The following is a 16,229-nucleotide window of genomic DNA, read 5'->3' on the forward strand; positions in this document are numbered from 1 at the left end:
CCCTTGACTGCAACCCACGCCCGGATCACCGCGGTCGACACCTACGACGTCCGGTTCCCCACCTCACGGGAGCTGGACGGGTCGGACGCCATGAACCCGGACCCCGACTACTCCGCCGCCTACGTCGTGCTGCGCACGGACGCCGGCGACGGTTGCGAAGGCCACGGCTTCACCTTCACCATCGGCCGCGGCAACGACGTCCAGGTCGCCGCCATCGGCGCCCTGCGGCCCCACCTCCTCGGCCGCTCGGTCCAGGAGCTGTGCGCGGATCCCGGCTCGGTCAACCGCGACCTGATCGGCGACAGCCAGCTGCGCTGGCTGGGCCCCGAGAAGGGCGTGATGCACATGGCCATCGGCGCCGTCGTCAACGCCGTGTGGGACCTGGCGGCCAAGCGCGCCGGGCAGCCGTTGTGGCGGCTGCTGGCCCACGCGGAGCCCGAGTGGCTGGTCTCCCAGGTCGACTTCCGTTACATCGCCGACGCCCTCACCCCCGAGGAGGCACTGGACCTGCTGCGTGGGGGCCGTGCCGGGCTCGCGGAGCGCGAGGCCGTGCTGCTGGAGCGCGGCTACCCCGGCTACACCACCTCACCCGGCTGGCTCGGCTACCCCGACGAGAAGCTCACCCGGCTGGCCAAGCAGGCCGTCGCCGACGGCTTCACCCAGATCAAGCTGAAGGTCGGCGCCGACCTGGCCGACGACGTCCGCCGGATGCGCACCGCCCGCGCCGCCGTCGGCGACGGCATCCGCATCGCCATCGACGCCAACCAGCGCTGGAACGTCGGCGAGGCGATCGAGTGGACCCGTGCCCTGGCCGGCTTCGACCCCTACTGGATCGAGGAGCCCACCAGCCCCGACGACATCCTCGGCCACGCCGCCGTGCGCCGTGGCGTCGCCCCGGTGAAGGTCGCCACCGGCGAACACGTCCACAACCGCATCGTCTTCAAACAGCTCCTCCAGGCCGGCGCCATCGACGTCCTGCAGATCGACGCCGCCCGCGTCGGCGGCGTCAACGAGAACCTGGCGATCCTGCTGCTCGCCGCCAAGTTCGGCGTGCCGGTCTGCCCGCACGCCGGCGGCGTGGGCCTGTGCGAGCTCGTCCAGCACCTGTCCATGTTCGACTACCTCGCCCTCTCCGGCACCACCGAGAACCGGGTCATCGAGTACGTCGACCACCTCCACGAGCACTTCACCGCCCCCGTGGTGATGCGCGAGGGCCACTACACCGCCCCCCTGACCCCGGGCTTCTCCGCGACCATGCGCGAAGAGTCCATCGCCGAATACCGTTACCCGGACGGCGCGTTCTGGGCCGCCGACCTCGATGGACGGGAGGAAGTCGCATGACCGGGCAGACAGGTGAACTGACGGGTCTTCGCGCGATCGTCACCGGTGGCGCGTCCGGGATCGGGCTCGCCACCGCCAGACTGCTGACCGCACGGGGCGCCCGGGTCGCGGTGCTCGACCTCGACCCGTCCGGGGCCTCGGCCCCGCTGCTCGCCCTCAAGGCCGACGTCAGCGACGACGCCTCCGTACGGGCCGCCGTCGCGGAGGCCGCCCAGCGGCTCGGCGGACTCGACATCCTCGTCAACAACGCCGGCATCGGCGCGCAGGGCACCGTCGAGGACAACCCCGACGCCCAGTGGCAGCGCGTCCTCGATGTCAACGTCCTCGGCATGGTCCGCACCAGCCGTGCGGCCCTGCCCCACCTGCGCGCCTCCTCCCACGCGAGCATCGTCAACACCTGCTCCATCGCCGCCACCGCAGGCCTGCCCCAGCGCGCCCTGTACTCCGCCAGCAAGGGCGCCGTCCTCTCCCTGACCCTGGCCATGGCCGCCGATCACGTCCGCGAGGGCATCCGCGTCAACTGCGTCAACCCGGGCACCGCCGACACCCCCTGGGTCGGCCGCCTCCTCGACGCCGCCGACGACCCCGAAGCGGAGCGCGCCGCCCTCAACGCCCGCCAGCCCATGGGCCGTCTGGTCGCCGCCGACGAGGTCGCCGCCGCCGTCGTCTATCTGGCGAGCCCCGCCGCCGCGTCCGTCACCGGCATCGCCCTCGCCGTCGACGGCGGAATGCAGGGCCTCAGGCTCCGGCCGGCGGGCTCATGAGGACCACGACCCTCGGCCGCACCGAGGTGCGCGTCACCGAGCTGGCCTACGGCGCCGCGGGCATCGGCAACCTCTTCCGCCCGGTGTCCGACCAGGAGGCCGCCGCCGCGATCGACGCCGCCTGGGACGCCGGGATCCGCACCTTCGACACCGCCCCCCACTACGGGCTCGGCCTGTCCGAACGCCGCCTCGGCGCCGCGCTCCGCGGCCGTCCCCGGGAGTCGTACACGATCTCCACCAAGGTCGGCCGGCTGCTGGTGGAGAACGAGACCGCCGAGGGCGACGACCTGGGGAACGGCTTCGCGGTCCCCGCGACCCACCGCCGCGTCTGGGACTTCACCGCCGACGGCGTCCTGCGCTCCCTGGAGGCCAGCCTGCGCCGGCTCGGCCTGGACCGGGTGGACGTGGCCCTCCTGCACGACCCCGACGACCACGTCGAACAGGCCCTGCGGGAGGCGTACCCGGCGCTGGAGCGCTTGCGCGACGAGGGAGTCGTCGGCGCCATCGGCGTCGGCATGAACCAGTGCGCCGTGCCCACCCGCTTCCTGCGCGAGACCGACATCGACGTGGTGCTGCTGGCCGGCCGCTACACCCTCCTCGAACAGGAGGGCCTGGCGGAACTGCTGCCCGAGGCCACCGCCCGGGGACGCAGCGTGCTCATCGGCGGCGTCTTCAACTCCGGACTGCTGATCGACCCGAAGCCGCAGGCCACGTACGACTACGCCCCCGTGCCGAAGCCCGTGCTCGACCGCGCCCTGCGGCTGAGGACCGTCACCGAACGCCACGGGGTACCGCTGCGCGGCGCGGCCCTGGCGTTCCCCTCCGCCCACCCGGCGGTCGCGGCCGTACTGACGGGCGCGCGCTCCGCCGAGGAGGTACGCGACACGGTCGACCTGCACGGCCGTTCGACCCCGGCCGCCCTCTGGGACGAGTTGCGTGCCGAAGGGCTCCTGAGCCCGAACACCCCCGTCCCGCAGCCGAAGGAGGCGTCGTGAGGGTCGCCCTGCACACCAAGGTCCGCGCCGACCGCGTCGAGGAGTACGAGGCGGCCCACCGCGAGGTGCCGGAGGAACTGACCGCCGCCATCCGCGCCGCCGGGGTGAGCGCGTGGACGATCTGGCGCAGCGGCACCGACCTCTTCCACCTGCTGGAGGTCGAGGACTACCCGGCGATGATCGCCGAACTGGAGAAACTGCCGGTCAACATCGCCTGGCAGGCTCGGATGGCCGAACTCCTCGACGTCGTCCACGACTACTCGGCCGAGGGCTCCGACGCCGGACTGCCCGTGGTGTGGGAACTGTGACCGGCACGGACGACACCGACGCCTGGACCGTCGACGCCCACCACCACGTCTGGGACCTCTCCGTCCGCGACCAGGACTGGATCACCGGGCCCGAACTGGCGCCGCTGCGCCGCGACTTCACCCTCCGCGAGCTGGAGTCCGCCGCGAGCATCGCCTCCGTCGCCGCCACAGTCCTGGTCCAGACGATCACCGTGCCCGAGGAGACCCCCGAGTTCCTGGCACTCGCGGCCGGCAGCGACGTGGTCGCCGGGGTCGTCGGGTGGACCGACCTCACCTCTCCCGCCGTCGCCGACGCGCTGACCGATCTGCGTGAGGGCCCCGGCGGGGAGTACCTGGTGGGCATCCGCCACCAGGTGCAGGGCGAGCCCGACCCCCGCTGGCTGACCCGCCCGGACGTGCGGCGGGGCCTCGCCGCGGTCGCGGACGCGGGACTCGTCTACGACCTCGTGGTCCGGCCACACCAGCTCCCGGCCGCCGTGGAGGCGGCGGCCCGCCTGCCCGAACTCATCTTCGTCCTGGACCACTTGGGCAAGCCGCCCATCGCCTCCGGTGAACTGGAGCCGTGGGCGGGGCAGATCCGGCGGCTCGCCGCCCTGCCGAACACCGTGTGCAAGCTCTCCGGCCTGGTCACGGAGGCGGACTGGCACTCCTGGCGGGTCGCGGACCTCGTCCCGTACGCCGACACCGTGCTGGACGCCTTCGGCCCCGAGCGGCTGATGTACGGCTCCGACTGGCCGGTCTGCGACCTCGCCTCCGACTACGTCGAAGTCCTGGACGTCGCCGACGCGTTGATGTCCGGACTCGGTGAGGCCGAACACCGGCAGGTCTTCGCGGGCACGGCCGTCCGTGTCTACGGCCTGCGGATCTGAGGCTGCGGCAGGAACGGCCCCGGCCCGGTGTCCGACCCCGCCAGGGCCGCCAACTCGTCCGGTGTGCGCGGACCTGACTCCTCATCCGCCAACAGCCCCTGCTCGCGCAGGAGTCGGGCCACCACGACACCCCAGGGGAGCCGAAGTCCCGCCTGCTGGAGGAGATCCGTACGGGCGAGCATCTCGGCCACCGGGCCCGTGCGCGCGCCGGAGGGGGTGAGCAGCGCCGCGTCGTCGGCCCAGCGCAGCGCGAGGTCGACGTCATGGGTGGCCATCACGACGGTGGTGCCGGACCGGCGCAGCTCGTCCAGGGTGGCGAGGAGCCGCTCCTGTCCGTCCGGGTCGAGCCCGGCGGTCGGCTCGTCGAGGATCAGGACCCGGGGCCGCATCGCGACCGCCCCGGCGATGGCGGTCCGCTTGCGCTGGCCGTAGGAGAGCAGATGGGTCGGCCGGTCGGCGAGGGCGGCGATACCGAGCGCGCCGAGTGCCTCGTCCACCCGGGCCCTCACCTGCGCGTCGGGCAGCCCTAGGTTCAGCGGTCCGAACGACACGTCCTGCGCGACGGAGGCCGCGAAGAGCTGGTCGTCCGGGTCCTGGACGACCAGCTGGACCGTCGTCCGCAGCCGGGTGAGGCCCTTGCGGTCGTACGACACCGGCCGGCCTTCGACCGTCAACTCGCCCGAGTGGGGCCGCAGTCCGCCGCTGAGCAGGCGCATCAGCGTCGTCTTGCCGCTGCCGTTGCGGCCCAGCAGGGCGAGCGCGCGCCCCGCGCGCACCTCGAAGTCGAGTTCGCTGAGCACGGGCGGTCCGTCCTCGTACGCGAACGACGCGCCCCGCAGGGCGACGAGTACGGGCTCGCTCATGTCAGCGGCCTTTCCAGGACGAATCCAGTACGAGGGTGAGGGCGGCCACGGCCGCCAGCAGCGCGGCACTGGCCATGGTGAATCGCACGGACACCCGGGCCTCGGGCACCAGGACGCGCAGGGTGCCGTCGTACCCGCGCCCGGCGAGCCCGGTCTGCAACCGCGCCGCCCGGTCGAAGGCCCGGACGAACGCGGTGGCGCCGAGCCCGGCCAGGGAACGCCAGGTGGCGGCCCGGGTGGTGTGCCCCAGCCGCGCCGCCTGCGCCTCCCGGATCCGGCGCACCGAGTCCAGGAGGAGGAAGCTCATCCGGTACGTCACCAGCGCCACGTCCACGACCGGCGCGGGCACCCCGGCCCGGACCAGCCGGGGCAGCAGGTCCGACATCGGGGTGGTGAAGGCGAACAGGAGGACGCCGAGGGAGGCGGCCGAGGTACGCAGCAGCAACTCCCCGGCGCGGACCGCTCCGCCGTCGGCCGGGGTGACGAACCCGTCCGGCCCGCCCACCTGGACGAGCAGCGGCAGCGCGCCGGTCACGCAGAAGCCCAGCGGCACCCGGTAGGCCCGCCACAGCCGACGGCCGGGCACGCCCGCGGGGCCCAGCAGCACGACGAGCGAGGTCAGCAGCACCAGGGCCGCGCCCGGCCAGGGCGGCAGGGAGATCGCGAGCACGGTGAGGCCGAGCCCGAGGACGGCCTTGTCCACGGGATGACGGCGGCGCCAGCGACTGCTGTGCGCCGCCGCGTCGATCGGCAGCACCCGGGTCAGCCCCGCCCGGCCGGGTCGGCCCCGGAGCGGCTGGAGGAGCCTGCGTCGCCGGTCGGGTCGGAGGCGCCGGACGCCCCCGACGCGCCCTTCGCCACCGCGGCCGCCGGCACATGCGCCGCCGGGCCGGACGCGCTCGCGGTCGGGGCCGCTACGGTCGCGTCCACCGGCTTCTGCGCAGCCTTGTCGGCCTCCCCGGCCGCGTCCAGCAGGGCCCGCGCCCGGGCCTCGCCCTGGCGCCGGCCCCGCCGGACGCCGAAGTAGTAGGCGAGGACGCCCGCGCCGAGGGCGGCCTGGAGGGAGAAGAGCGCCGACTCGATCTCGCCGGAAGGCGGTTCGTAGAGAGGGGAGAACCACGGCTCGTAGTCCGGCTCGATCTCGGTGATCGCCGTCTCCGCCTCGCCGTCGGCGCCCGAGAACGGCTGCTCCTTGTGGTCGCCGAGGCCGAGGGCCAGCGGCAGGACCGCGAGCGCCGCCACGACGAGCAGCAGCAGTACGTTGATCTTCGTGTTCCGGCTCATCGGGCCACCGCCTCGGTCTCGTTCTCCGTCCCGGCACCGGCGCGGCTCCGCCGGTCGGTCAGGAGCACACCGAGCCGGGTGAGTTCGCCCTTGCTCGACTGCACCAGCAGGCGCATCACCAGCACGGTGAGCAGACCCTCGCTGACCGCGAGCGGGATCTGGGTGACCGCGAAGATGGAGCCGAACTTGCCGAGCGCGCCCAGGAAGCCGCTGCTCGGGTCGGGGAAGGCGAGCGCCAACTGCAGGCTGGTGGCGCAGTAGGTGACCAGGTCGGCGACGAACGCGCCGAAGAACACCGTCACCATCAGCGGCACGCCGAAGCGTCGCAGCAGCCGGTAGACGCCGTACCCCGCCCAGGGGCCGGCGATCGCCATGGAGAAGACGTTGGCACCGAGCGTGGTCAGACCCCCGTGGGCGAGCAACAGGGCCTGGAAGAGCAGGGTGATGGTGCCGAGGACCGCCATGATCGGCGGCCGGAACAGGATGGCGCCGAGACCGGTGCCGGTGGGGTGGGAGCAACTCCCGGTGACCGACGGCAGCTTCAGCGCGGACAGGACGAAGGTGAAGGCACCCGAGGCACCGAGCAGCAGCGTGCTCTCGGGGTGCTCCCTGACCTCACGGGTGAGTGCCCGTACTCCGTGGACGACGAACGGCGCGGACGCGACGCCCCAGGCGATCGCGTGCGCCGGAGGAAGGAAACCCTCGGCTATGTGCATGGCTCAGCAGACCCTCTCCAGCACCTCGTGGATGGTTGACGCGCCTTGGCCGGTCTCCTGGCTTACGGGTGACACCGCCCGTGCTCCGCCTTCCCGGGTCCGAAGACCCAGTGGCTGTCCGTGAGGACCGGAGCCGGACTTCCCGATCACAGTGGCGAGGGCCGCACCGGCATCACACCGGATTTCCCGTTCACCAAGGCGTGGTGACAGTAGTGCCCCGACAAGGACGCTGACAAGCGGAGGCGAGGGGTGCGCGGGCGCCGTGCGACAGCTCACACCCGGGCGCACGCTCCGGCGCACGCCTCGCGCGTCGGTGGGAGCTCGCGGCCTGACCGACGGCCCTGCCCGTCCTGTTCGCGGCCGGGACGTCGCTCCTCGACACCGTGGACGGCTCGTTCATGAACTTCGCCTACGGCTGGGCGTTCTCCCAACCGGTCCGCAAGGTCTACTACAGCCTCACCGTCACGGGCCTGTCCGTGGCCGTCGCCCTCGTCATCGGCTCGGTCGAACTCCTCGGCCTCGTCGCCGAGAAGGCCCCTCTGCACGGCACCTTCTGGTACCGGGTCGCCGGCCTCGACCTCAACACCGTCGGCTATGCCGTCGTCGGCCTCTTCCTCGTCACCTGGGCGGTCGCCCTGCTGGTCTGGCGGTTCGCGCGGATCGAGCAGAAGTGGACGACCGGCTGGCCGCCGCACCACGGCCCACACCCTGGTACGCGTGCAGCCCGTCAGTGCGCGTGCAGCCCGTCCGCGAGATGGCCGTGGCTGTGCCGCCACCCGGCCCGGACGTGTCGGGCGCCCACCAGATGGGGGTGACCGGAGGGCAGCCCGGCGTGCACGTGGGACGTCGACGACGCCGGCCACAGCCGTACGGCCGTCAGCGCCGCGCCCAGCGCGAGCGAGCCCAGGGCGAGCACCGCCCAGTTCAGCCCGGCCGCAGCCCCCAGCCATCCGGCCAGCGGATACGTCACCAGCCAGCAGCCGTGCGAGAGGGAGAACTGGGCGGCGAACGCGGCCGTACGCTCCCCGGGCGCCACCGAGCGGCGGACGAGACGCCCGGCCGGAGTGAGCACCGCAGAGCACGCGGCACCGAACGCGGCCCAGAGCGCCAGTAGCGCGGGCAGCCGCCAACTCCCGCCCTGTGCGGCGGTGACGGCCCCGAGCCCGGCGAAGACGCCGGCCAGCGACAGGGCGCCCGGCAGCATCACGGCACGGTCCGGGACCTTCTCCAGCACCCGGGGCAGCACCAGCGCCACGGCCATCGACCCCGCCCCGTACGCCCCGAGCGCCAGTGGCAGGGCGCCCGCGGACAGGCCGAGCACATCACGGACGTAGACGACGGAGTTCACCGTCACCATCGCCCCGGCCGCCGCGACCGCGAGGTTCAGGACGAGCAGGGCCCGCAGCTCGGGGACGCCGAGGAAGAGGCGCGTCCCGGCGGTGGCCCTGGCGTACGCGCCGCCCGCGCGCGGGGTGGTGACGGCGGCCCGCTCGGGCAGGGCGGTGGAGACGACCAGCGCGGCCGAGGCGAGGAACCCGAGGACCGTGCCGGTGAACAGCCCGTCGTAGGTCGTCACGGACAGCAGTGCGGCCGCGAGCGCGGGGGAGAAGAGGCTCTCCAGGTCGTAGGCGAGCCGGGACATCGACAGGGCCCGGGTGTAGTCGCGTTCCTCGGGCAGCACATCGGGGATGACGGCCTGGAACGTGGGAGTGAACACGGCCGACGCGGACTGCAGGAGGAACACCAGGACGTAGACCTGCCAGACCTCGCCTACGAACGGCAGGGACACGGCGATCCCCGCGCGCACCAGGTCCGCCGTCACCATCAGGGTCCGGCGCGGCAGCCGGTCGGCGACCGCGCCCACGACGGGGGCGATCACCACGTACGCCACCATCTTGATCGCGAGTGCCGTACCGAGGACGGAACCGGCGTCGGCGCCCGCGAGGTCGTACGCCAGGAGCCCGAGCGCGACGGTCGCGAGCCCGGTCCCCACCAGGGCCACGACCTGGGCGGCGAAGAGCCGCCGATAGGCACGATGACGCAGTACGGCAAGCATGACCAGATGATAACCATCATGTGCGCACCTATGCACATGATGGCGGGAGGGGAGCCCGCAGGGGCGCAGGGATATGCGCGACCAGCACCCACGGACCCGCACCCCAGAGCCCACCTCCCCGCACCCTCGGCGGAGCGCCTACGCTGGGCGCATGCCTGAACGCCATGCCGTGTCACCTGCGTCCGGTGCGCATCTGCGCGCCCCCGACGGCGCACGGCTCACCGAGGCGACCGGAGTGTTCGCGATGCTCTCCGACGTCACCCGGCTGCATCTGCTGTGGCTGCTCGCGCAGGGCGAGTCGGACGTCGGCTCACTGGCGGACCGCTGCGAGGCGTCCCGCACGGCCGTCAGCCAGCATCTGGCGAAGCTGCGGCTCGCCGGGCTCGTGGACACCCGCCGCGAAGGCCGTCACATCTACTACAGCCTCGCCGACGGGCACCTCAAGCGCCTGGTCGTGGAGGCGCTCAGCCACGCAGACCACCGGGTCAGCGGCCAGGCACCGCACGACTGAGATCGGCTCATGACCGCCGGACATCCACCGTCCCCTCCGCCGTCTCCCGACCGCGTGCGGCCGGACCGCCCCGGTGCCGGACGGGTCGGCGCCGTGGCGGCCGGGCTGACGGCCGGGCTCCTGCTGTTTCCCGGCCTGGTCCCCAACTCCGGGGGCCGGCTGGGCAGTCTGCTGGAGGCGTTCCTGCCCTGGCTCGGCCTGGTGGTCGTGGTCCTGCTCGGCGTGGGGCTCCTGCACCGCTCGGCCGTCACGCTGCTGGCGCTCCTGCTTCCGGCGGCGGCCTGGACGTACACCTTCGGCGGTCTGCTGCTGCCCGCCGCGTCGGCCGGGGCGCGGGACCTCGTCGTGGTCCAGCACAACGTGAGCGACGAGAACACCGACCCGGCGGGTACGGCTCGCGCCCTGGCCGATGCCGGGCCCGACCTCATCGCGCTGGAGGAACTGGTGTCCTCGGCGCTGCCGGTCTACGAGAGGACACTTGCCCGGGAGTACCCGCACCACGCGGTCCGCGGCACCGTCGGACTCTGGTCGCGGCATCCGCTCACCGGGACCCGTTCGCTGGACATCAAGCCCGAGGGGATCGAGGAGGACTGGCGCCGCGGCCTCAGGACCTCCGTCCGTACGCCGCACGGCGACATCGCGGTGTACGTCGCTCACCTGCCGTCCGTCCGCCTCGGGGCGGGCGGGCTCGCGTCGCGGTGGCGTGACGAGAGCGCCGGCCTGCTGGGCCGGGCCGTCGCCGCCGAGACGCGGAACCCGGTGGTCCTCCTCGGCGACCTCAACGGCACGGTCGACGACCGCGGCCTGGCACCGCTCACCACGCGCATGAACGTGGCGGAGCGCGGCTTCGCCTTCAGCTATCCCGCCGGTCTCCCGCTCGCCCGGATCGACCAGGTCATGGCCCGCTCGGCGACCGTCGCCGACATCCGTGCCCTGCCCGCGACCGGCAGTGACCACCTGCCCGTCGCCGCCCGGATCACCCTGGACTGACCACCGGCCCGATGGACTCCAGCGTCGGCACGACCTCCTCGATCGAGCCGTCAGCCGCGAACACGAGCCGGTCCAGGGTGGATTCACGGCGGACGCCGTCACCGCGCGGGGTGCCGGGGCCCGGAATCGCGAACCGGTGGTAGCAGATGAACCAGTCGTCCGTGCCGGGGACGTTCACGACCGTGTGATGGCCGGTCGCGAGGATCCCGTGCTCGGGGCGCTTGCGCAGGATCACGCCCTTCTCGGTCCACGGGCCGAGCGGAGAGGGGCCGGTGGCGTAGGCGACGCGGTAGTCCTCGCTGCGGGTGTCGTCCTCCGACCACATGTAGTAATAGACACCCCGTCGCTTGAGGACGAAGGCGCCCTCGCGGAAGTCCTTGGGTGTGAACCGCCTTACCTGCGCCGGGTCGAAGGAGACCATGTCCTCGTCGAGCGGGACCCCGTACGCCTCGCTGTTGCCCCAGTAGAGATACGCGGTGCCGTCGTCGTCCGTGAAGACGGCCGGGTCGATCATCTGCCCCGCGTAGTCGTCGCGCCCGATGAGCGGCCGGTCCAGGGCGTCCCGGAAGGGGCCGGTGGGGCTGTCGGCGACGGCCACACCGATCTGCTGGTCGGCGCAGAAGTAGAAGTAGTAGGACCCGTTCCGTTCCCCGGCGGCCGGGGCCCAGGCGTGGCGCTCCGCCCAGCTCACGTCCGACTCCAGGTCGAGGGCGACGCCGTGGTTCTCCCAGGTGACCAGGTCGTCGGAGGAGAACACCTCGAACCGGGTGCCGCCCCAGCCCTCGAAGCCGTCCGTCGTCGGATAGATGTAGTAACGGCCGTGGAACTCCTGGATGTTGGGATCGGCGTACAGCCCCGGCAGCAGGGGGCTGCGCATCGGCACCGCCTCGACCGTCCAGGTGCGAGCGGTGCCGTCGGCCGCCGTGACGGTGTAGCTCCGCGGGGTGCGGAAATCGCGTTCGGTGCCCGACGGCGGGTCGATCCGTGAGTCCGCCGACAGATCGAACTCCGGTGCCAGACGGGTGAGTTCGGTGCCCGGGTGCAGAGGCAGGACTACCTTCGACGCGGTGTCGTCCACGAGCGCGTATGCCTTCATCCCGTCCGGCACGGTGGCGTCGACCACGGACGCCGGCGGCGCGTACCCGGTGAGGAGCCGCTCGTATTCGGCCCGCGTCACGGGCAGCACCGAGCCGTGCCGCGCACCGGGCGGCAGCGCGAACTCCTCGCAGGGCGTCCACTTCCCGGAGTCCAGATCGGTGGTCTCGAAGGGCACGTAGCCGCGGCCGCTGAACTCGTCGACGAACAGGTACCACCTGCGGTCGTCCGAGTTCGACCTGAAGACGATCGGCCCCTCACCCTGCTCCACGGCCCCGTGACCGATCCGGTCGGCCACGAAGTCGTACGCGGTGTCGCGCAGCCCCGGCGACTTCTCCGCGGTGATGAACTTGCCGCCGGGCGCGGCGGGGGAGTGGGCCCGCTCGTCCTTGGTGAAGCGGTAGTAGGTGCCGTCGTGCCGGACGACGGTCGAGTCGATGACCGAGTGGCCGGGATCGTGCCACAGGCGGGGCTCGCTGAAGACACGGAAGTCACGGGTGGTCGCGTACAGCATCCTGTTGTGGGTGTCGGCGGTGTGGTCCGGGTCGTCCTCCGCGTACAGCTTCGACGCCCAGAAGACGACGAACGCGCCGAGCTCCGGGTCGTGGACGGCCTCGGGCGCCCAGACGTTGCCGGCCGTGTCGGGGGCGACGCGCACCAGCCGGCGGTCGGTCCAGCGCACCAGATCGGTGCTCTCCCAGACCATCAGCGAGGTGCTTCCGGTGCGCTGCACCCGGTCCCAGTCGCCGTGCGGCTCCCCGTGCATCCTGAGGTCGGTGGCGATCAGATAGAACCGGTCGCCCTCCGGGGCGCGCACGAGGAACGGGTCGCGCAGCCCGCCCGTCCCGAGGTCCGAGGAAAGCACCGGCGCCCCGCCGTTCAGTTCACGCCAGCGCAGCGGGTCGTCGCCCCGGCTGAGCGCGAACCTGATCCGCTCGCCGTCCGGGCTGCCCTCGCCGGTGAAGTAGACGAAGACGTATCCGGCGTACTCCTGCAAACCGACCTCCAGCGCTGCGGCCTTTTGGTATGTCCTGTGGGAAAGCCCATCGAAGAGTGTTGCTATCTGAGCCGAGTGGCGTCAATCGGCTCAGAGGTCCGCGGTGGCAGCGAAAGTTTCGGCGCGGGGGCTTCCCGCGCGGTCAGCCCTCCAGCCGGCGCAGCCGTTCCGCGTCGCAGGTGCGCGGGCAGGTGGAGCAGGCCTCGGCCGGGCGGATCGTGTAGTAGAGGCAGCAGCCCAGACGGGTACGGGTCGGGTGCTCACGGCCGTCGCTCGTGCGCAGGGAACGGAAGTCCGCGCCGCCGGGGAAGGGCGCCCGAGCGCCGGGCAGGACGGCGGCAGCGGCCCGGATGCCGGCGGCCTCGTCGCCGCGTGTCCGCCCGAGGTACCAGAGGCCGGAGACCAGGTCGTCGGAGACCAGCCCCCACAGCGCGCGCGAGCCCCGGCGGACGTACGGGCCGAGCGCCTCCAGCACCGGACCCATGTGGTCGGCCACTGCGGACCTCAACTCGGCGCCCAGCGCCTCCTGGTGGGCGACGACCCGGGTGCCGGGGAGGAGCGCGGCCGGATCGCCCGGGAGGCAGACGAGCTCGGTGCCCGGGGTGACCTCGAAGGTGCCCGATCCGAGATCGACGCGTATGTCGCCGGGGGCGACCCGGGGCACGCGGTGCTCCAGGAGCCATACTCCGCTCATCAACAGGCCCACCGACCAGGCGTAGTCGTGCAGAGCGCGGGAAGCGGCGACGTGCCGGGGCGCGATGTGGTCGTGGTGCTCCCGGATGCGGGCGGCCTCCGCCTCCACGAAGGCCTCGACGCTTTCCTGGCCCTCCGTCAGGCCTACGGTGCGGGCGGGCGACGTCCCCGGTTCGGCGATCCGTACGGCCAGCGCCTCGCACATCGCGTCCAGGCGGCGGTAGGCGGCGGTGAGGAGTTCCGGGACGGGTGTGGCGGTGTCGGCCTGGGCGGTTTCCAGGTGGGCCACGGTCATCGGTAACTCCAGAGCGTGAAGGGTTTGGCGTAGGAGGCAGGTAAGCCTTACCTTAGCGGCAAGATCACGCGGCGCCGACCAAGCGGGGTGTGAAGTAGTCGTGTACATCGTTGACCAGCGAAGTTACCGGCTGGTTGATCAAGGGCGTTGTGGATCACAGTGAACTCACAGCAGTTGAAAACTAAAGCATGCCTAACCTAAGCTCACGTTTCGTGACTGCGACCGAACGGGCCGCGCCGACCGGCGTGCCCCCGCGTGCCCTGAGGCACCTGACCCTGCTCCTCGGCGGAATCGGCGCGCTGACGCTGTGCGCCGCGCTGAGCCTCGCCATCGGAACCCGTTCCGTCCCCCTGCCCACGGTGCTCGACGCGCTGTCGGGGCACGCGGAGGGCCGGGACGCCCTGGTGGTGACGGGACTTCGGCTGCCGCGCACGGTCATCGGCCTCGCGGTCGGCGCCGCCCTCGGAGTCGCGGGCGCCGTGGCCCAGGGCATCACCCGCAACCCGCTCGCCTCCCCGACCACCCTGGGCATCAACGCGGGCGCGGGCTTCGCGGTCGTCGTCGCCATCTTCGCGCTGCGACTCACCGACCCCGTCGAGTACGTCTGGTTCGCGTTCGCCGGAGCCGCCGCGGCCGCCGTCCTCGCCCAGGCGCTGGCCCGCCGCGCCGGGGACATCGACCCGGTACGGCTCGCCCTCGGTGGCACGGTGCTCCAACTGGTGCTGCTGTCCTGGACGTCGGCCGTCATGCTGGCAAGCCAGCGCACCCTCGACGAGGCCCGCTTCTGGCTGGCGGGCTCCCTCGCGGGACGCCAACTCGACACGCTCTGGCCGGTCCTGCCGTCTCTCCTGGTCGGGCTCCTGCTCGCCGGGGCCGTCGCGCCCGCCCTCAACGCCCTCGCCCTGGGCGACGACTCGGCCCAGGCGCTCGGCGTGCCCGTCACCCGTGTCCGGCTCACCGGCGGCCTCGCGGTCGTCCTGCTCGCGGGATCCGCCGTCGCCGTGGCCGGCCCGGTCGCCTTCATCGGACTCGCCGCGCCCCATCTCGTCCGCCCGCTCCTCGGCGGCGATCACCGCCTGCTCGTCCCCGGCTGCCTCCTCGCCGGCCCGCTGCTCCTCCTCACCGCCGACATCCTCGGCCGCCTGGTCATCCGCCCCGCCGAACTGGAGGTCGGCATCGTCACCGCGTTCCTCGGCGCGCCCCTGCTGGCCCTGCTCGCCCGGAAGGCCGCCCGATGACACTGACGTACAAGGCGGCCGTACGACGCGGCACGCACCGCCCGCCCGGCCGGGCCCGCCTCCTCGCCTACGGTGCGACCGGTCTCCTCACCCTGCTCGCGCTGGTCACGGTCGCCGTCTCCACGGGGGAGATGGGCATGCCCGCCTCCGTGGCGCTCCGTGCGCTGGCCGGGTTCGGCGATCCGGGCGATGTGCTGGTGGTGCGGGAGTTCCGGGCGCCGCGCGCCGTCGCCGCCGTGGTGGCCGGCGCCGGACTGGGAGCGGCGGGCTGCGTCCTGCAACGGCTGTTCCGCAACCCCCTCGCCTCCCCGGACGTGATGGGGGTGACCGGCGGGGCCTCGCTCGGAGCGGTCGCCCTGCTTGCCGCCGGCGCCTCCCAACTGCTCATCCCCATCGGTGCGTTGGCCGGTGGCCTGCTGGCCGCGCTGCTGCTCGGCGTGTTCGCCTGGCGCTCCGGGCTCGCCGTCACCCGGCTCGTGCTGACCGGCCTCGCCGTCCAGGCGGGCCTGGCCGCCGCGGTCAACCTGATGATCGTGCGCTTCCCCGCCGAACTCGCGGGCTCGGCGCTCCAGTGGACGACCGGATCGGTGTACGGCCGCACCTGGACGGAGGTCTGGGGCGCGGGCGCGGCCGTGCTGCTCGCCCTGGCCGTCGCGCTGGTCACCCACCGCCGTCTCGCCGTGCTCGACCTGGGCGACGACTCCGCGGGCGCGCTCGGCCTCGACACGTCCGCCGCACGCCTCCAACTGCTGCTCGTGGCCGTCACGTTGGCGTCGCTGGCGGCGGCCCTCGCCGGGCCGGTCACCTTCGTCGCCCTCGCCGTCCCGCACATCGTCCGTTTCCTCACCGGCCCACCCACGGCGGCGACGCTCGCCCTGGCGGCCCTCACCGGGGCGGTACTGCTGCTCGCCGCCGACCTCGTGGTCCAGCACCTGCTCCCGGTGGAGGGCCTGCCGGTCGGGGCCGCGACGGCGACGTTGGGGGCGCCGTGGTTGCTGGTGCTGATGTTCCGTCAGAGTGCGGCGGTGCGGGGGTGAGGGGGCGGCCCCGGGGTACGTCGTCGGGTGCGGGCCCGGTGGGGGCCGGCCGCGCAGTTCCCCGCGCCCCTGAGAAGCAGGGGCTACGCCCCGTGCTTTTCACCCTGCGCGACAGCCGCCTGTCGAACCGCCCCGACCGTCGCCGTTCGGGCCCGGGGGACGGCCGCCTGTCGGGTC

General features: G+C 73.1%; 16 protein-coding genes, 1 pseudogene and 1 riboswitch. Of the genes and pseudogenes, 10 read left to right on the plus strand and 7 right to left on the minus strand.

The window, feature by feature from the left end; genetic code table 11:
• The first annotated feature begins 3 nt into the window (after positions 1 to 3).
• The 5 genes from GWK25_RS21605 to GWK25_RS21625 are packed head-to-tail and all read left to right on the plus strand — an operon-like array spanning position 4 to position 4,277.
• A complete protein-coding gene (locus GWK25_RS21605) occupies positions 4 to 1,341 on the plus strand; it encodes an L-fuconate dehydratase (RefSeq protein ID WP_215452181.1) in 1,338 nt (445 codons plus the stop codon).
• Positions 1,338 to 2,105: an SDR family NAD(P)-dependent oxidoreductase gene (locus GWK25_RS21610; protein ID WP_215452182.1), complete on the plus strand. Its 768-nt coding sequence runs from the start codon at positions 1,338 to 1,340 to the stop codon at positions 2,103 to 2,105. The genes GWK25_RS21605 and GWK25_RS21610 overlap by 4 nt, the downstream gene beginning before the upstream one ends.
• Positions 2,102 to 3,100, plus strand: coding sequence for an aldo/keto reductase (locus GWK25_RS21615; protein ID WP_215452183.1), 999 nt, complete (start codon positions 2,102 to 2,104; stop codon positions 3,098 to 3,100). The genes GWK25_RS21610 and GWK25_RS21615 overlap by 4 nt, the downstream gene beginning before the upstream one ends.
• Positions 3,097 to 3,408, plus strand: a complete 312-nt coding sequence (locus GWK25_RS21620) for an L-rhamnose mutarotase (RefSeq protein WP_215452184.1) — start codon at positions 3,097 to 3,099, stop codon at positions 3,406 to 3,408. Before GWK25_RS21615 ends, GWK25_RS21620 begins: the two co-directional genes overlap by 4 nt.
• Positions 3,405 to 4,277, plus strand: a complete 873-nt coding sequence (locus GWK25_RS21625) for an amidohydrolase (RefSeq protein ID WP_215452185.1) — start codon at positions 3,405 to 3,407, stop codon at positions 4,275 to 4,277. Before GWK25_RS21620 ends, GWK25_RS21625 begins: the two co-directional genes overlap by 4 nt.
• Here the strand turns inward: GWK25_RS21625 and GWK25_RS21630 are convergent.
• Genes GWK25_RS21630 through GWK25_RS21645 form a run of 4 tightly spaced genes read right to left on the minus strand, consistent with a single transcriptional unit; the run spans position 4,259 to position 7,140 of the window.
• Positions 4,259 to 5,140 (minus strand): energy-coupling factor ABC transporter ATP-binding protein, encoded by an 882-nt coding sequence (locus GWK25_RS21630; RefSeq protein ID WP_215452186.1) that lies wholly within the window; start codon positions 5,138 to 5,140, stop codon positions 4,259 to 4,261. The two genes, GWK25_RS21625 and GWK25_RS21630, sit on opposite strands and share 19 nt — an antisense overlap.
• 1 nt (position 5,141) lies before the next feature.
• Positions 5,142 to 5,897: a cobalt ECF transporter T component CbiQ gene (gene cbiQ / locus GWK25_RS21635; RefSeq protein WP_215452187.1), complete on the minus strand. Its 756-nt coding sequence runs from the start codon at positions 5,895 to 5,897 to the stop codon at positions 5,142 to 5,144.
• 5 nt (positions 5,898 to 5,902) lie between these two features.
• Positions 5,903 to 6,424, minus strand: coding sequence for an energy-coupling factor ABC transporter substrate-binding protein (locus GWK25_RS21640; protein WP_215452188.1), 522 nt, complete (start codon positions 6,422 to 6,424; stop codon positions 5,903 to 5,905).
• Positions 6,421 to 7,140, minus strand: a complete 720-nt coding sequence (locus GWK25_RS21645) for an energy-coupling factor ABC transporter permease (protein ID WP_215452189.1) — start codon at positions 7,138 to 7,140, stop codon at positions 6,421 to 6,423. Before GWK25_RS21645 ends, GWK25_RS21640 begins: the two co-directional genes overlap by 4 nt.
• A gap of 29 nt (positions 7,141 to 7,169) precedes the next feature.
• A riboswitch (cobalamin riboswitch) is annotated at positions 7,170 to 7,375 on the minus strand.
• Positions 7,376 to 7,481: 106 nt separating this feature from the next.
• On the opposite strand from GWK25_RS21645, the pseudogene GWK25_RS21650 reads away from it, so the two are divergent.
• Positions 7,482 to 7,823, plus strand: a pseudogene (locus tag GWK25_RS21650) (HoxN/HupN/NixA family nickel/cobalt transporter); the annotation flags it as partial.
• 44 nt (positions 7,824 to 7,867) lie between these two features.
• Here GWK25_RS21650 and GWK25_RS21655 read toward each other — a convergent pair.
• Positions 7,868 to 9,196 carry an MFS transporter gene (locus tag GWK25_RS21655; protein ID WP_215452190.1) on the minus strand — a complete coding sequence of 443 codons (1,329 nt, stop codon included), beginning with the start codon at positions 9,194 to 9,196 and terminating at the stop codon, positions 7,868 to 7,870.
• 151 nt (positions 9,197 to 9,347) lie between these two features.
• Here GWK25_RS21655 and GWK25_RS21660 point away from each other — a divergent pair, with 151 nt between their 5' ends.
• A complete protein-coding gene (locus GWK25_RS21660) occupies positions 9,348 to 9,707 on the plus strand; it encodes a metalloregulator ArsR/SmtB family transcription factor (protein ID WP_215452191.1) in 360 nt (119 codons plus the stop codon).
• Positions 9,708 to 9,716: 9 nt separating this feature from the next.
• Positions 9,717 to 10,697 (plus strand): endonuclease/exonuclease/phosphatase family protein, encoded by a 981-nt coding sequence (locus tag GWK25_RS21665; protein ID WP_215452192.1) that lies wholly within the window; start codon positions 9,717 to 9,719, stop codon positions 10,695 to 10,697.
• Here the strand turns inward: GWK25_RS21665 and GWK25_RS21670 are convergent.
• Entirely contained in the window at positions 10,684 to 12,789 is a 2,106-nt protein-coding gene (locus GWK25_RS21670) for a family 43 glycosylhydrolase (protein ID WP_215452193.1), read from the minus strand. The two genes, GWK25_RS21665 and GWK25_RS21670, sit on opposite strands and share 14 nt — an antisense overlap.
• Before the next feature lie 142 nt (positions 12,790 to 12,931).
• Positions 12,932 to 13,777, minus strand: a complete 846-nt coding sequence (locus GWK25_RS21675; protein ID WP_215452194.1) for a (2Fe-2S)-binding protein — start codon at positions 13,775 to 13,777, stop codon at positions 12,932 to 12,934.
• A 188-nt stretch (positions 13,778 to 13,965) separates the two neighbouring features.
• On the opposite strand from GWK25_RS21675, the gene GWK25_RS21680 reads away from it, so the two are divergent.
• A complete protein-coding gene (locus GWK25_RS21680) occupies positions 13,966 to 15,015 on the plus strand; it encodes an iron ABC transporter permease (protein ID WP_251828970.1) in 1,050 nt (349 codons plus the stop codon).
• A complete protein-coding gene (locus GWK25_RS21685) occupies positions 15,012 to 16,052 on the plus strand; it encodes an iron ABC transporter permease (protein WP_215452195.1) in 1,041 nt (346 codons plus the stop codon). Before GWK25_RS21680 ends, GWK25_RS21685 begins: the two co-directional genes overlap by 4 nt.
• The last annotated feature ends 177 nt before the right edge of the window (positions 16,053 to 16,229 follow it).

Source organism: Streptomyces sp. ATCC 21386, from assembly GCF_018728545.1.
Taxonomy (GTDB): Bacteria; Actinomycetota; Actinomycetes; order Streptomycetales; family Streptomycetaceae; genus Streptomyces.

Coding starts and splice junctions, on each gene's coding strand:
- GWK25_RS21615 (WP_215452183.1), top strand. CDS start 2,102: ATGAGGACCACGACCCTCGGCCGCACCGAGGTGCGCGTCACCGAGCTG.
- GWK25_RS21685 (WP_215452195.1), top strand. CDS start 15,012: ATGACACTGACGTACAAGGCGGCCGTACGACGCGGCACGCACCGCCCG.
- GWK25_RS21645 (WP_215452189.1), bottom strand. CDS start 7,140: ATGCACATAGCCGAGGGTTTCCTTCCTCCGGCGCACGCGATCGCCTGG.
- GWK25_RS21655 (WP_215452190.1), bottom strand. CDS start 9,196: ATGCTTGCCGTACTGCGTCATCGTGCCTATCGGCGGCTCTTCGCCGCC.
- GWK25_RS21665 (WP_215452192.1), top strand. CDS start 9,717: ATGACCGCCGGACATCCACCGTCCCCTCCGCCGTCTCCCGACCGCGTG.
- GWK25_RS21660 (WP_215452191.1), top strand. CDS start 9,348: ATGCCTGAACGCCATGCCGTGTCACCTGCGTCCGGTGCGCATCTGCGC.
- GWK25_RS21630 (WP_215452186.1), bottom strand. CDS start 5,140: ATGAGCGAGCCCGTACTCGTCGCCCTGCGGGGCGCGTCGTTCGCGTAC.
- GWK25_RS21610 (WP_215452182.1), top strand. CDS start 1,338: ATGACCGGGCAGACAGGTGAACTGACGGGTCTTCGCGCGATCGTCACC.
- GWK25_RS21680 (WP_251828970.1), top strand. CDS start 13,966: ATGCCTAACCTAAGCTCACGTTTCGTGACTGCGACCGAACGGGCCGCG.
- GWK25_RS21675 (WP_215452194.1), bottom strand. CDS start 13,777: ATGACCGTGGCCCACCTGGAAACCGCCCAGGCCGACACCGCCACACCC.
- GWK25_RS21640 (WP_215452188.1), bottom strand. CDS start 6,424: ATGAGCCGGAACACGAAGATCAACGTACTGCTGCTGCTCGTCGTGGCG.